The 13137-nt window shown below is 72.2% G+C and carries 14 protein-coding genes and 3 tRNA genes; 5 read left to right on the top strand and 12 right to left on the bottom strand.

Annotation, left to right across the window (positions count from 1 at the left end):
* Nucleotides 1–29 precede the first annotated feature (29 nt).
* Nucleotides 30–1049 (top strand): adenosine deaminase, encoded by a 1020-nt coding sequence (locus ABZ840_RS13590; RefSeq protein WP_361558166.1) that lies wholly within the window; start codon nucleotides 30–32, stop codon nucleotides 1047–1049.
* 22 nt (nucleotides 1050–1071) lie between these two features.
* Here ABZ840_RS13590 and ABZ840_RS13585 read toward each other — a convergent pair whose 3' ends face one another.
* Entirely contained in the window at nucleotides 1072–1674 is a 603-nt protein-coding gene (locus ABZ840_RS13585; RefSeq protein ID WP_361558163.1) for a helix-turn-helix domain-containing protein, read from the bottom strand.
* A gap of 70 nt (nucleotides 1675–1744) precedes the next feature.
* On the opposite strand from ABZ840_RS13585, the gene ABZ840_RS13580 reads away from it, so the two are divergent.
* The gene (locus ABZ840_RS13580; protein WP_361558160.1) at nucleotides 1745–2383 is read left to right on the top strand and encodes an SDR family oxidoreductase; all 639 of its coding nucleotides are present in this window, start codon (nucleotides 1745–1747) and stop codon (nucleotides 2381–2383) included.
* 43 nt (nucleotides 2384–2426) lie between these two features.
* Here ABZ840_RS13580 and ABZ840_RS13575 read toward each other — a convergent pair whose 3' ends face one another.
* The 6 genes from ABZ840_RS13575 to ABZ840_RS13550 all read right to left on the bottom strand — a co-directional run bounded on the left by ABZ840_RS13575 (nucleotide 2427) and on the right by ABZ840_RS13550 (nucleotide 5030).
* Complete coding sequence (locus ABZ840_RS13575; RefSeq protein ID WP_361558157.1) at nucleotides 2427–3482, bottom strand: UDP-N-acetylmuramate dehydrogenase; 1056 nt, start codon at nucleotides 3480–3482, stop codon at nucleotides 2427–2429.
* Nucleotides 3483–3590: 108 nt separating this feature from the next.
* Complete coding sequence (locus ABZ840_RS13570; protein WP_361558154.1) at nucleotides 3591–4025, bottom strand: MaoC family dehydratase; 435 nt, start codon at nucleotides 4023–4025, stop codon at nucleotides 3591–3593.
* Nucleotides 4026–4030: 5 nt separating this feature from the next.
* Nucleotides 4031–4486 (bottom strand): MaoC family dehydratase N-terminal domain-containing protein, encoded by a 456-nt coding sequence (locus ABZ840_RS13565; protein ID WP_361558151.1) that lies wholly within the window; start codon nucleotides 4484–4486, stop codon nucleotides 4031–4033.
* Nucleotides 4487–4585: 99 nt separating this feature from the next.
* A complete protein-coding gene (gene rpmG / locus ABZ840_RS13560) occupies nucleotides 4586–4750 on the bottom strand; it encodes a 50S ribosomal protein L33 (protein WP_003956487.1) in 165 nt (54 codons plus the stop codon).
* A gap of 88 nt (nucleotides 4751–4838) precedes the next feature.
* Nucleotides 4839–4911 (bottom strand) — tRNA-Met (locus ABZ840_RS13555).
* A 46-nt stretch (nucleotides 4912–4957) separates the two neighbouring features.
* Nucleotides 4958–5030 (bottom strand) — tRNA-Thr (locus ABZ840_RS13550).
* A gap of 334 nt (nucleotides 5031–5364) precedes the next feature.
* Here ABZ840_RS13550 and ABZ840_RS13545 point away from each other — a divergent pair.
* Both ABZ840_RS13545 and ABZ840_RS13540 read left to right on the top strand, forming a co-directional pair.
* Entirely contained in the window at nucleotides 5365–6624 is a 1260-nt protein-coding gene (locus ABZ840_RS13545) for an amidohydrolase family protein (protein WP_361558148.1), read from the top strand.
* A 169-nt stretch (nucleotides 6625–6793) separates the two neighbouring features.
* Entirely contained in the window at nucleotides 6794–7459 is a 666-nt protein-coding gene (locus ABZ840_RS13540; RefSeq protein ID WP_361558145.1) for an SDR family oxidoreductase, read from the top strand.
* A 99-nt stretch (nucleotides 7460–7558) separates the two neighbouring features.
* On the opposite strand, the gene ABZ840_RS13535 is transcribed toward ABZ840_RS13540, so the two are convergent.
* Nucleotides 7559–7640: transfer RNA gene (locus ABZ840_RS13535), tRNA-Tyr, on the bottom strand.
* 200 nt (nucleotides 7641–7840) lie between these two features.
* Here ABZ840_RS13535 and ABZ840_RS13530 point away from each other — a divergent pair.
* Complete coding sequence (locus ABZ840_RS13530) at nucleotides 7841–8329, top strand: YajQ family cyclic di-GMP-binding protein (RefSeq protein ID WP_227046462.1); 489 nt, start codon at nucleotides 7841–7843, stop codon at nucleotides 8327–8329.
* Between the two features lie 130 nt (nucleotides 8330–8459).
* On the opposite strand, the gene ABZ840_RS13525 is transcribed toward ABZ840_RS13530, so the two are convergent.
* The 4 genes from ABZ840_RS13525 to ABZ840_RS13510 form a co-directional block, all read right to left on the bottom strand.
* The gene (locus ABZ840_RS13525) at nucleotides 8460–8852 is read right to left on the bottom strand and encodes a YccF domain-containing protein (protein ID WP_361558141.1); all 393 of its coding nucleotides are present in this window, start codon (nucleotides 8850–8852) and stop codon (nucleotides 8460–8462) included.
* Nucleotides 8849–9712 carry a zinc metalloprotease HtpX gene (htpX, locus tag ABZ840_RS13520; protein ID WP_361558138.1) on the bottom strand — a complete coding sequence of 288 codons (864 nt, stop codon included), beginning with the start codon at nucleotides 9710–9712 and terminating at the stop codon, nucleotides 8849–8851. The genes ABZ840_RS13525 and htpX overlap by 4 nt, the downstream gene beginning before the upstream one ends.
* Before the next feature lie 158 nt (nucleotides 9713–9870).
* On the bottom strand, nucleotides 9871–11454 hold the full coding sequence (locus tag ABZ840_RS13515; protein ID WP_361558808.1) for an NADH-quinone oxidoreductase subunit N: 1584 nt from the start codon (nucleotides 11452–11454) through the stop codon (nucleotides 9871–9873).
* 2 nt (nucleotides 11455–11456) lie between these two features.
* Nucleotides 11457–13136, bottom strand: coding sequence for an NADH-quinone oxidoreductase subunit M (locus ABZ840_RS13510; RefSeq protein WP_361558135.1), 1680 nt, complete (start codon nucleotides 13134–13136; stop codon nucleotides 11457–11459).
* Nucleotide 13137 lies beyond the last annotated feature (1 nt).

The following is a 13137-nucleotide window of genomic DNA, read 5'->3' as shown; positions in this document are numbered from 1 at the left end:
TCGGCGGTTGTGTGCGGCAAGATCCTGGAATGGAGCGTGCCCGAGATCTCCGTCTGCTGCCCAAGGCCCATCTGCATCTGCACTTCACCGGCTCGATGCGGTCCTCGACCCTGCTGGAGCTCGCCGACAAGTACGGCGTCCACCTGCCGGAGGCGCTGAGCGGCGGCGAGCCGCCGAAGCTGCGGGCGACCGACGAGCGGGGCTGGTTCAGATTCCAGCGGCTCTACGACATCGCGCGGTCCTGCCTGAGAACGCCCGAGGACATCCAGCGGCTGGTGCGCGAGGCGGCCGAGGAGGACGTCCGGGACGGCTCCCGCTGGCTGGAGATCCAGGTCGACCCGACCTCGTACGCACCGCGGCTGGGCGGGCTGATCCCGGCGCTGGAGATCATCCTCGACGCGGTGGCCGCCGCCTCCCGCGAGACCGGGCTCGGCATGCGCGTCCTGGTCGCCGCGAACCGCATGAAGCACCCGCTGGACGCCCGTACGCTGGCCCGCTTGGCGGTGCGCTACGCCGACCACGGGGTGGTGGGTTTCGGCCTCTCCAACGACGAACGGCGGGGTTTCGCACGCGACTTCGACCGGGCGTTCGCGATCGCCCGGGACGGCGGGCTGCTCGCCGCCCCGCACGGCGGCGAGCTGTCGGGCCCCGCGAGCGTCCGGGACTGCCTGGACGACCTGCACGCCGGCCGGGTCGGGCACGGCGTACGGGCCGCCGAGGACCCGCGCCTGATCGGGCGGCTGGCGGACTCCGGGGTGACCTGCGAGGTGTGCCCGGCCTCGAACGTGGCACTGGGCGTGTACGAGAAGCCCGAGGACGTGCCCCTGCGGACGCTGTTCGACGCCGGGGTGCCGATGGCGCTGGGCGCGGACGACCCGCTGCTCTTTGGATCCCGGCTGGCGGCGCAGTACGAGATCGCCCGCGAGCACCACGGCTTCTCGGACGCCGAACTGGCCGAGCTGGCCCGGCAGTCGGTACGCGGCTCCCGCGCGCCGCTGGACGAGCAGCGGCGGCTGGTGGCGGACATCGACGCCTGGCTGGCGGGCTGAGCGGCGCGGGCTCCGAGAGGGCTCAGCCGATGCCCGTGAGGACCGTACGGGCCAGCCGCGCGGCGAAGTCGTCCGCTCCCCCGCCCTGCCCGGCGTCCGGCGCCGCGAAGGCCGTGAAGAAGACGTGCTGGAAGCAGGCGCCGAGCAGCAGCGCGGCGGCGGCCTCGGGGTCGGCGTCGGCGCGGATGCGGCCGCGGTCCCGTTCGCGGCGCAGATAGCGGGCGAGCTGGTCGCGCGGTTCCTGCGGCCCGGTGCCCAGCTCCGCCAGCCCTTCCCGGTGCCGCCGGAGCAGCGCGGGCTCGGCGAAGAGCGAGCCGGCGATCGGCAGGGTCTGCGCGTACAGGTCCACGGCCCGGCGGGCGACGGCCGTCAGGCACTCCTCCACGGTGCGCTCCCCCGGGTCCGCGGTGAGCTCCTCCAACAGCGGGCCGACGCTCGGCAGCCGCTCCTTGAGCACCCGTACGAAGATCTCCTCCTTGTTCGCGAAGTGCTTGTAGAGCGCGGCTTCGGAGCAGCCGGCGCCGCGCGCGATCTCCTTGGTCGTGGCCCGCGCGAGGCCGGTGGTGCGCAGCAGTTCGTGAGCCGCGTCGAGGATCCGTACCGGCGTTGACTTCTGGGTGGGCATTCACTCACCCTAAGGGTGAGTGGGCACTCACTCACCCTTAGCTCACCCTTCTCTGGGAGGTGCGGACATCATGGCGCTCCGGCTCACGGTCTTCGGCGCGACCGGCGGTATCGGACAGGAGATCGTCAAGCAGGGCCTCGCGGCGGGCCACGAGGTGACGGCGGTGGTACGTGATCCCGCGCGGCTGACGGCCTCGGGGCCGGGCCTGGAGGTGGTGCGGGCCGAGCTCGCGAACCCGGAGGCGCTGCGCCCGGCGGTGGCGGGGCGGGACGCGGTGCTCTCGGGGCTGGGCGCGCGCACCCGTAAGGAGGCGGGGACCGCCACCCGGGTGACCGTGCCCGTCCTGCGCGCCATGGAGGCGGAGCAGGTACGGCGCCTCCTGGTGGTGAGCGCGGCGCCCGTGGGTCCAGTGCCGGCGGGCGAGCCGTTCCTGGACCGGGCGGTGCGGGCGGTGATCGGCACGGTCCTGAAGGACATCTACACCGACCTCACCGCGATGGAGGCGGAGCTGGCCCGCTCCACGACGGACTGGACGGCCGTGCGCCCGCCGAAGCTGACCGACGGGCCCGCGACCGGTACGTACCGCACGGCCGTCGGCGGGACGCCGCGCAGCGGCCGGACGATCTCCCGCGCCGACGTGGCGCACGCGATGCTCGCGATGGCCACGGACGCGGCGACCGTGAAGCAGGGCGTGGGCGTGGCCTACTAGCAGAGCGTGGGCGTGGCCTGCTGGGCGCCGCGCCCCGCGCGCCTCAGAGCCCGACGCCCACCATCACGGGCTCGTTGACCAGGGTCACCCCGAAGGCCGCGCGCACGCCGTCGCGCACCTCGCGCGCCAGGGCGAGCAGGTCCTCCGTCGTCGCCGCTCCCCTGTTGGTGAGCGCGAGCGTGTGCTTCGTGGAGATCCGGGCCGGACCGTCGCCGTACCCCTTGGTGAAGCCGGCCTTGTCGATCACCCAGGCGGCCGAGGTCTTCGTCCGCCCGTCCCCGGTGGGGAAGGCGGGCGGCATGACGTCGTCGCCGAGCCGCGCGTGCACCTTGGCGACGAACTCCCGGTACTCGTCGGCCGTGAGGATCGGGTTGGTGAAGAAGGAACCCGCCGACCAGGTGTCGTGGTCCTCGGGGTCCAGGACCATGCCCTTGCCCGCGCGCAGCTTGAGCACGGTCTCGCGGGCGGTCGCCGCGGGCACCCGGTCCCCCGCCTCGACGCCCAGCACGCGGGCGGTCTCGGGGTACTTGATGGGCGCGGACAGGCCGTCGGCGTTCTCCAGGGCGAAGCGGACGCGCAGCACGACGTACCGCTCGGGGTGCTCCTTGAAGCGGCTGTGCCGGTACGAGAAGTCGCACTCGGCGTTCGTCAGTGTCACCGTCTCGTCCGCCTGGCGGTCGAAAGCGATCACTTCGGTGATGGTGGACGACACTTCCTGGCCGTACGCACCCACGTTCTGGATCGGCGTGGCGCCCGCCGAACCGGGGATGCCGGCCAGGCACTCGACGCCCGCCAGCCCCGCCTCGACCGTGCGGGCCACGGCCTCGGACCAGTTCTCACCGGCCGCGAGGGTCAGTTCGGTGCCGTCCAGCGCGAAGCCGCGGGTCGCGATGCGCAGCGCGGTGCCCTCGAAACCCTTGTCACCGATGACGAGGTTGGAGCCGCCGCCGACGAGCAGCAGCGGGGTGCCGCTCGCGTCGGCCTCGCGGACGGCCGCGATCACCTCGTCGTCGGTCGTGGCCGTGACGAGCCGCGCGGCGGGCCCGCCGAGCCGGAAGGTGGTCAGGGGGGCGAGGGGGGCGTCGTGAAGTTCCTGCACCCCGCAAGGGTATGCCGTTGGTTGCGCGTGCACCTCTCTAGCGGTGCCCTCAGCGCACGGAAGCGCCCCCGGCACCGGGCCGGGAGCGCCCCCTGCGCACCCGGCGTCTCAGGCGAGCCGCACGACAGCGCGCGACATCCCCAGCACCTTCTGCCCGGCGCTGGTGGCCGTCAGGTCGACCCGTACCGTCCGCGCGTCGTCGTCGAGCTTCGCCGCGACCTTCCCGGAGACCTCGATCACCGCGCCCCGGTCGTCGTTGGGCACGACCACCGGCTTGGTGAAGCGCACGCCGTACTCGGCCACCGCCGCCGGGTCGCCCGCCCAGTCCGTGATCACCCGGGCCGCCTCGGCCATGGTGAACATGCCGTGCGCGATGACGTCCGGCAGGCCCACCTCCTTGGCGAACTTCTCGTTCCAGTGGATCGGGTTGAAGTCGCCGGACGCGCCCGCGTACCGGACGAGCGTGGCGCGCGTCACGGGGAAGGTCTGCGCGGGCAGTTCCGTGCCGACCTCGACGTCGTCGTAAGAGATCTTCGCCGTCATCGCTGTCAGGCCTCCTCGTCGGCCGCGCGGGCCACCAGCTTGGTGACGGCCGTCACCACGTGCTCGCCGGCCTCGTCGTACACCTCGCCGCGGACGTCGAGAATGTCGTTGCCCGCGAGGGACTTGATCGTCTCGATGGTGGAGGTGACGGTCAGCCGGTCACCGGAGCGCACCGGACGGGTGTACGAGAACTTCTGATCGCCGTGCACCACCCGGCTGTAATCCAGGCCCAGCTGCGGGTCCTCGATCACCTGGCCTGCGGCTCGGAAAGTGATGGCGAACACAAAAGTCGGCGGAGCGATCACATCGGGGTGACCGAGCGCCTTGGCGGCTTCGGTGTCCGTGTAGACCGGGTTGGTGTCCCCGATCGCCTCGGCGAATTCCCGGATCTTCTCGCGGCCCACTTCGTACGGAGTGGTGGGCGGATACGTCCGTCCGACAAAGGACTGGTCGAGCGCCATGGCTCGCAACCTCCTGGGGTGTGACGCAGGCTCCAACGCCACGAGGCCGCCCCCGTGTGGGGACGGCCTCATGGTTACTGCTTCAGTACAGCGCCTTTGTTATCGCGTCTCGCGGTGCGCAGTGTGCGAGTTGCAACGCGGGCAGTGCTTCTTCATCTCAAGACGGTCCGGGTTGTTACGCCGGTTCTTCTTGGTGATGTAGTTCCGCTCCTTGCACTCCACGCAGGCCAGCGTGATCTTCGGGCGGACGTCGGTGGCAGCCACGTGAGTGCTCCTTGACGAACAAGATGGACGGATTAACGCATGAAGAGTAGCCGATCGGAGGACCGACCCCACAATCGGCTACTGTGTGTAGCGGTGACCGGACTTGAACCGGTGACACAGCGATTATGAGCCGCTTGCTCTACCGACTGAGCTACACCGCTGTGATGCGAGTGGGACTCACCCGAAGGTGAGTACCTCACACACCAGAGCCCCAATACGGAATCGAACCGTAGACCTTCTCCTTACCATGGAGACGCTCTGCCGACTGAGCTATTGGGGCGAGCGATGAAGACATTACACGGCCGACAGCCAAACGTGAAATCCGAATCGGCCCGTCGCCCCAACTGCCACGTGCACCACACCGGTACGACTATTCCGCGCCTGCTCGAACGCGCCCGTACCGCGCCCTAGGCTCGGACCACGCTGCGTGATCTTGCACCCCTAGGGTCTTTCGTTTGGATCAGGCTGGATCAGAGAGCGGGGCCTGGTGCCGTGCAGCGCAAGGCGGAGGAGGGCGCCATGGCGGAGCCATGGCAACCGACGACAACGCGGCGAGGTGCGGTGCCAGGGCTCGCGAGCCCGGCATGATCCGGACGAGAGGCCCTAGGAGCGCGATGGCCGACAGCAGTCAGCAGCCGAATCCGGGGAAGCCGCACGGGGCCGGCCGGTCCGAGCGGCCCGAGGCGAACTCCCTGACGCTGTGCGGCGCCCGGCTGGCCGACGGCCGGACGGTGGACGTCCGGCTCGGCGGCGGGCGCATCGAGGCGGTCGGCACAGCGGGTCGGCTCGACGCCCGGGGGCACCGCATCGACCTGCACGGCTATCTGCTGCTGCCGGCCCCGGCCGAGCCGCACGCGCACTGCGACACGGCGCTGACCGCCGACTGCTCCGGGCCCGCCTCCGACGCCCCGGACGACGTGCAGCGCCGCACCACGGAGTCGGCGCTGCTGCACCTCGGGCACGGCGCAACGGCGCTGCGGACACACGTACGGATCGGTGATGTCTCCGGGCTGCGGTCGCTGGAGGCCGTCCTCCAGGCCCGCCGGACGCTGCACGACCTCGCCGACCTGACCGCCGTGGCCGTGCCGCGGCTGCTGACCGGTGCCGCGGGCGCGGACGGGCTGGCGATGCTGCGGGACGCGGTGAAGATGGGCGCCACGGTCGTCGGCGGCTGCCCCGACCTGGACCCCGACCCGGCGGGCTACGCGGAGACGGTCCTGGAGCTGGCCGCCGAGCACGGCTGCGCCGTGGACCTGCACACCGACGGCGACGACCCGGCCCGGCTGGGGCGGCTTGCCGCGATGGCCGGCGGGCTGCGGCCCGGCGTGGCCATCGGGCCGTGCGCGGGGCTGGGCCGGATGCCGTGGCGGGTGGCGGCGCGCGCCGCCGAGCAGCTGGCGGCGGCCGGGGTCACGGTCGTCTGCCTGCCGCAGGGCGACTGCGCGGGCCTGGGGCGGCCGTCCTCGCAGGTGACGGGCCCGGCGCCGGTACGGCTGCTGCGGGCGGCCGGAGTGCGGGTCACGGCGGGCAGCGGCGCCCTCCGGGACGCGGCGAACCCGGTCGGCCGGGGCGACCCGCTGGAGGCCGCGTACCTGCTCGCGGCGCGCGGCGAGGCGACCCCCGAGGAGGCGTACGAGGCGGTGAGCGCGGCGGCGCGGGAGACGCTGGGCCTCCCGGAGGTGCGTGTGGAGGCGGGCTTCCCGGCCGAGCTGCTGGCCCTGCGCGGGAACAGCGTCGCGGCCGCGCTGTCCCTGGCGTACAGCCGGATCGTGGTGCACCGGGGGCGGGTGGTGGCCCGGACGAGCGCGGTCCGCGAGTACTGCGACTCCGAGGCGACGGTGGCGCTGGAGCTGCCGCGCCAGTCGCAGCGCTGAGCGGCCGTACGGGGCGTGCGGAGCACCCGGCGGGCCCCGGGTGTCCGAGGGGTGTTCGGCCACGTCCCGCGGGCGCGCTGTGCGCCGGATGGCGTGGAACGCGCGCGCCCGACGGCGTGTGCGGGGCTTCGGCGCCCGGTCCGCCGCGTGCGGGCGTACGGTCGGGATCATGCGCATTGTCATCGCAGGAGGACATGGTCAGATCGCGCTGCGGCTGGAGCGCCTGCTCGCCGCGCGCGGGGACGAGGTCGCGGGCATCATCCGGCGGCCCGAGCAGGCCGGGGATCTGCTGGCCGCGGGCGCCGAACCGGTCGTGTGCGACCTGGAGAAGGCGTCGGCCGACGAGGTCGCGCGGCACCTGGACGGCGCGGACGCCGCGGTCTTCGCCGCGGGCGCGGGCCCCGGCAGCGGTGAGGACCGCAAGGAGACCGTGGACCGGGACGCCGCCAAGCTCTTCGCGAACGCGGCGGAGGCCGTCGGCGTACGGCGGTTCGTGGTGATCTCGGCCATGGGCGCGGACCGCGAGCCGCCGGAGGGCACGGACCCGGTGTTCGCCGCCTACCTGCGCGCGAAGGGCGCGGCGGACGCGGACGTACGGGCCAGGACGGCCCTGGACTGGACGATTCTGCGGCCGGGCCGGCTGACGGACGACCCGGGCACCGGATCGGTGCGGCTGGCCGAGTCCACGGGCCGGGACGACGTCACCCGGGACGACGTGGCGGCGGTGCTGGCGGCCCTGCTGCAGGAGCCGGGGACGAGCGGCCGGACGCTGGAGCTGATCGGCGGCGACACCCCGGTCGAGGACGCGGTACGGAACGCGGCCCGGACTGACTGAGCACCGGGCCTTCGGCGGGCAGCCGCCGGGGCCCACCGCCGCACTGTGCGGCGGAAACGCCAAAGGCCCCCACTCTCGTGGGGGCCTTTCGCTCTCCTGTGGCGGCGCCAGGATTCGAACCTGGGAAGGCTGAGCCGGCAGATTTACAGTCTGCTCCCTTTGGCCGCTCGGGCACACCGCCTGGGATTGCTGCCGGGAGTCCCGCCTGGGCGGTGCTCCGTGGCAACGACGTAAACCATACCTGATGGCGGGGGGTGGTCCGCCACTCGGTTCCGCGCGCCCTGATCATGACCGGGGCCGCGGCGCGGGTGGCTAGGCTTGCGGGGCGGTCCGGGACGGGCCGCGTCCCTGACGGATCTACCCACGAGGAGCCAACTCAACATGGCCGACTCCAGTTTCGACATCGTCTCGAAGGTCGAGCGGCAGGAGGTCGACAACGCCCTCAACCAGGCCGCCAAGGAGATCTCGCAGCGCTACGACTTCAAGGGCGTGGGCGCGTCGATCGAGTGGTCCGGCGAGAAGATCGAGATGCGTGCCAACGCCGAGGAGCGGGTGAAGGCTGTCCTCGACATCTTCCAGTCCAAGCTGGTCAAGCGCGGGATCTCGCTGAAGGCCCTGGACGCGGGCGAGCCGCAGGCCTCCGGCAAGGAGTACAAGATCTTCGCTTCGATCGAGGAGGGCATCTCCCAGGACAACGCGAAGAAGGTCGCCAAGATCATCCGCGATGAGGGCCCCAAGGGCGTCAAGGCCCAGGTCCAGGGTGACGAGCTGCGCGTCTCCTCCAAGAGCCGCGACGACCTCCAGTCCGTCCAGCAGCTCCTGAAGGGCAAGGACCTGGACTTCGCCATCCAGTTCGTGAACTACCGGTAGGCGCTGCGCCCACGGGCCACGGACACACCGGACGGGGCGGCACCGCACACTGCGGGCCGCCCCGTCGGCGTACGCGGGCACGGGCGGCCGGGCGGGGGCACGGGGCCCGCCGCGGGCCGTCCGGGCCGCCTCAGCGTGCCGCGAAGGGCTGGTCCGTGGGGACGATCTCGCGGCCCAGGGGCATCAGCGAGACCGGGATCAGCTTGAAGTTGGCGATGCCGAACGGGATGCCGATGATCGTGACGCACAGGGCGACGCCCGTGACGATGTGCCCGATCGCCAGCCACCAGCCCGCGAGCAGCAGCCAGATGCCGTTGCCCAGGCAGGAGGCCGCGCCCGCGTCGCGCCGGTCGACCGTGGTGCGGCCGAACGGCCAGAGGGCGTACACGCCGATCCGGAAGGAGGCTATGCCCCAGGGGATCGTGACGATCAGGATGCACATGATCATGCCGGCCAGGGCGTACCCGAGGAACAGCCAGAAGCCGGAGAGGACGAGCCAGATGACATTCAGGATGGTTTTCACGGTCGGTACCCTGCCAGTTCCTCCAGACGGCTGATGCGCTCCCGCATGGGCGGGTGTGTCGAGAAGAGCCGGGAGAGCCCCTCACCGGCCCGGAACGGGTTGGCGATCATCATGTGGCTCGCCGTTTCCAGCCGCGGCTCGGGCGGCAGCGGGAGCTGCTGGGTGCCGTACTCCAGCTTCCGCAGGGCCGAGGCCAGGGCGAGCGGGTCACCGGTCAGCCGGGCTCCGGAGGCGTCCGCCTCGTACTCCCGGGAGCGGCTGACGGCCAGTTGGATGAGGGAGGCGGCGACCGGCCCGAGGATCATGATCAGCAGCATGCCGAACAGCCCGGGGCCCTCGTCGTCGTCCGACCTGCCGATCGGGATCAGCCAGGCGAAGTTCACCAGGAACATCACCACTGAGGCGAGCGCGCCCGCGACCGAGGAGATCAGGATGTCGCGGTTGTAGACGTGGCTGAGCTCGTGCCCGATGACGCCGCGCAGCTCGCGCTCGTCCAGCAGCTGCAGGATGCCCTCGGTGCAGCAGACCGCGGCGTTGCGCGGGTTGCGCCCGGTGGCGAAGGCGTTGGGGGCCTGGGTGGGCGAGATGTACAGGCGCGGCATGGGCTGGCGGGCGGCCGTGGAGAGCTCGCGGACCATGCGGTAGAGCTGGGGCGCCTGGAATTCGCTGACCGGGCGGGCCCGCATGGCGCGCAGGGCGAGCTTGTCGCTGTTCCAGTACGCGTACGCGTTGGTGCCCAGCGCGACGAGGACGGCGACGACCAGGCCCGTACGGCCGAGCATACTGCCGATGACGATGATGAGCGCGGACAGTCCTCCGAGGAGAACCGCGGTCCTGAGCCCGTTGTGCCGGCGGTGCACGGTACGCCCTCCAGGTGGTGCGGCAGGGGAACCCTTTGCGATTACGTGTCCACTTTTCAGTGGACCCTCCGTTTCTGGTCAACGCCAGACGGCGGAGCGTGGTTCCCTGCGCCCCCTGGAAGGGGCGTTCGTCCGTTCGGGTGCGCCTCCTCGGGGCGCTAGAGCAGTGCCCCGGAGGCGAAGCGCAGCACGAGCTGCGGCGCCCCGGAGAGCACGATGCCGACGAGCGCGGTGAGGCCGACCGCGGTGGCCAGCGCGGCCGGGATGCGCGGCCGGGCGGCGGGCGCGGCCGCGCCCTCGGGGGCGGCCTCCGGCGCGCGGAAGAGGACCGCGGTCCACTGCAGGTAGTAGTAGAGCGCGATCACGACGTTCACGGCCATCACGACGGCCAGCCAGGCCAGGCCCGCGTCGACGGCCGCGGAGAAGACCGTGACCTTGGCGAACAGGCCGATGATGCCCGGCGGCAGACCCGCCAGGCACAGCAGGAAGAAGCCGAGGGCGAGCGCGTACAGGGGGCGCGAGGCGTACAGGCCCCGGTAGTCGGCGATGCGGTTCCCCGGGTGCGTACGGGCCACGAGGGCGGCCACCGCGAAGGCCCCGAGGTTCACCGCCGCGTACATCAGGGCGTACGCCACCGTGGAGCCGACGGCGTGTGCGGCGTCGTCGGCGTACGCGGCGGACGCGATCGGCACCAGCAGGTACCCGGCCTGGCCCACGGAGGACCAGGCGAGCAGGCGTACGGCGCTGTGCGCACGGTCGGGGCGCTGGCGCAGCGCGGCGACGTTGCCGACCGTCATGGTGAGCGCGGCCAGTACGGCGAGCACGGGGCCCCAGACGTCGCCGTACGAGGGGAACGCCTCGACGGTGACGACGATCAGGCCGGAGAAGCCGACGGCCTTGCCGACCACGGAGAGGTACGCGGCCACGGGGAGCGGCGCGCCCACGTACGTGTCGGGCACCCAGAAGTGGAAGGGCGCGGCGGCGGTCTTGAAGGCGAAGCCCACGAGGGTGAGGGCGACGCCGGCCTTGGCCAGGATGTCGAGCTGCGGGTCCGGGTGCGTGAGGGCCTCGGCGACCTGAGCCAGGTGCAGGCTGCCGGTGGCGGCGTACACGAAGCTGACGCCGAGCAGCATGACCGCGGTGGCGGTGACCGAGGAGAGGAAGAACTTCAGCGCCGCCTCGGAGGAGAGCTTGTCGCCGCGCCGGATGCCCACGAGGGCGAAGGCGGGCAGCGAGGCCACTTCGAGCGCGATGACCAGCGTGGCGAGGTCCCGGGAGGCCGGGAGCAGGGCCGCGCCGGCCGCGGAGGACAGCAGCAGGAACCAGAACTCGCCGCCGGGCAGCTTCTGGTCCTTGATCGGATTGATCGACAGCAGGGCGGTGAGCAGCGCGCCGCCCAGGACGAGCAGCTGGACGACCACGGCGAAGTGGTCGGCGGCGTAGCTGCACACCTCGGGGCGCGCGGTCAGGCAGAAGGTGGTGCGGTCGCCCCTGAGGAGCGGCAGCAGGGACAGCCCGGCCAGGACCAGCCCCGCGATGCTGATCCAGCCGAGGACCGGCTTGCGGCGCTCGGGGAGGAAGAGATCGGTGACGAGCACGATCAGCGCGAAGAGGGCGGCGAGGGTCGGCGGGGCGATGGCGAGCCAGTCGACGGACTGGACGAGGCTCGCGACACCGCCCGCGGCCTGCGCGGCGGTGCCGTCGGCTGCTGCGCTCCCGGCGCCCGCGGCGAGGACAGTCATCATCAGCTACCGCCTCCGAGGAGGTTCTGCACGGCCGGGTCGGTGAGGCCCAGCAGGGCCGCGGGCCAGAGACCGGCGAGGACGGTGAGGGCGACCAGTGGGGTCCAGGCCACGTACTCGTAGGGGGCGACGTCGGGGACGGCGGGGGCCCGCTCCTTGACTGCGGTGGGGGCCGTGGCGACGGTGGTCGAGGCGGCCGGGCCGGGGGCCACCCCGGCGGTCGCGCCCTCGCCGCTGGCGGCGGCCGGCGCGTCCTGCTCGGCGGTCTCCTTGCTGCCCATGCAGACCCGGCGGACGACGATCAGGAGGTACGCGGCGGTGAGCAGGGTGCCGATGCCCGCCAGGACCATGAAGGTCAGGAAGGCGGGGCGGCTGAGGCCCGCGGCGGGCTTGAACGCGCCGAACATCGCGAGCATCTCGCCCCAGAAGCCGGCCAGGCCGGGCAGGCCGAGCGAGGCGATCGCGGCGAAGGCGAGCAGGCCGCCGAAGCGGGGCGCGCGGCCGTAGAGCGCGGCGCCGGTGCGGCCCGCGAGCCGGTCCAGGTCGGTGGTCCCGTACCGGTCCTTGAGCGCGCCGACCAGGAAGAAGAGCAGGCCGGTGATGAGGCCGTGGGCGATGTTGGCGAAGAGCGCGCCGTTGATGCCGGTGGGCGTCATGGAGGCGATGCCGAGCAGTACGAAGCCCATGTGGCCGACCGAGCTGTACGCGATCAGGCGCTTGAGGTCGCCCTTCGCGCCTCGGCGGGCCAGCGCCAGGCAGGCGAGCGAGCCGTAGATGATCCCGATCGCGGCGAAGGCGGCGAGGTACGGCGCGAAGGTGTGCATGCCGTCCGGCACGATCGGCAGGGCGATGCGCACGAACCCGTACGTGCCCATCTTCAGCAGGACGCCGGCCAGCAGGACCGAGCCGACGGTGGGCGCCGCGGTGTGGGCGTCGGGCAGCCAGCTGTGCAGCGGCCACATCGGCGCCTTGACCGCCAGGCCGATGCCGATCGCGAGCACCGCGAGCAGCTGAACGGTGTGGCTGAGCTGGGACTTCGGGCCGTTGTCAGTGGCGAGTGCCACCATGTCGAAAGTGCCGGACTTCAGGCCGATGAGGAGGAGGCCCAGCAGCATCACGACGGAGCCGAGCAGCGTGTAGAGGATGAATTTCCACGCCGCGTACGTCCTGTTCTCGCCGCCCCAGCGGTTGATCAGGAAGTACATCGGGATGAGGACCATCTCGAAGGCGAGGAAGAAGAGCATCAGGTCCAGCACGGCGAAGGTCGCCAGGGTGCCGGACTCCAGCACGAGGATCAGCGCGACGAATGCCTTGGGGGACGGGCCCGCCGGCATCTTGAAGTAGCTGTAGAGCGCGCAGAGGAAGGTCAGCAGCGCGGTCAGGACCAGGAGGGGGAGCGAGATGCCGTCGATGCCGAGGTGGATACGGATGCCCAGCGCCGGGATCCAGCCGATATCCGTCTGAGCCTGCATGCGGGCGGGGTCGCCGTGGTCGAAGCCGGCCGCGAGCGCGACGGACGCGGCCAGCACGACACCGGTGACGGTCACGCCGTGCCGCAGCACGGCCTGGTCCGGGTTGCGTCCCTTCAGGCCGGGCGGGGCGGGGAGCAGCGCCGCGAGCGCGCCGATCAGCGGGAGCACGACGACGCCCGCGAGAAGGATCTGCATGACGGTGTGATTCATC

The organism is Streptomyces sp. NPDC047117, assembly GCF_040643545.1.
Classification (GTDB): Bacteria; Actinomycetota; Actinomycetes; order Streptomycetales; family Streptomycetaceae; genus Streptomyces.
Note: the sequence above shows the minus strand (reverse complement) of the source record. Positions and strands in the feature narration are given on the sequence as shown.

What these genes read in the sequence shown, in the direction of transcription:
- ABZ840_RS13590 (WP_361558166.1), top strand. Translation starts at nt 30, where the DNA reads ATGGAGCGTGCCCGAGATCTCCGTCTGCTGCCCAAGGCCCATCTGCAT.
- ABZ840_RS13585 (WP_361558163.1), bottom strand. Translation starts at nt 1,674, where the DNA reads ATGCCCACCCAGAAGTCAACGCCGGTACGGATCCTCGACGCGGCTCAC.
- ABZ840_RS13580 (WP_361558160.1), top strand. Translation starts at nt 1,745, where the DNA reads ATGGCGCTCCGGCTCACGGTCTTCGGCGCGACCGGCGGTATCGGACAG.
- ABZ840_RS13570 (WP_361558154.1), bottom strand. Translation starts at nt 4,025, where the DNA reads ATGACGGCGAAGATCTCTTACGACGACGTCGAGGTCGGCACGGAACTG.
- ABZ840_RS13565 (WP_361558151.1), bottom strand. Translation starts at nt 4,486, where the DNA reads ATGGCGCTCGACCAGTCCTTTGTCGGACGGACGTATCCGCCCACCACT.
- ABZ840_RS13545 (WP_361558148.1), top strand. Translation starts at nt 5,365, where the DNA reads ATGGCCGACAGCAGTCAGCAGCCGAATCCGGGGAAGCCGCACGGGGCC.
- ABZ840_RS13540 (WP_361558145.1), top strand. Translation starts at nt 6,794, where the DNA reads ATGCGCATTGTCATCGCAGGAGGACATGGTCAGATCGCGCTGCGGCTG.
- ABZ840_RS13530 (WP_227046462.1), top strand. Translation starts at nt 7,841, where the DNA reads ATGGCCGACTCCAGTTTCGACATCGTCTCGAAGGTCGAGCGGCAGGAG.
- ABZ840_RS13515 (WP_361558808.1), bottom strand. Translation starts at nt 11,454, where the DNA reads ATGACTGTCCTCGCCGCGGGCGCCGGGAGCGCAGCAGCCGACGGCACC.
- ABZ840_RS13510 (WP_361558135.1), bottom strand. Translation starts at nt 13,136, where the DNA reads ATGAATCACACCGTCATGCAGATCCTTCTCGCGGGCGTCGTCGTGCTC.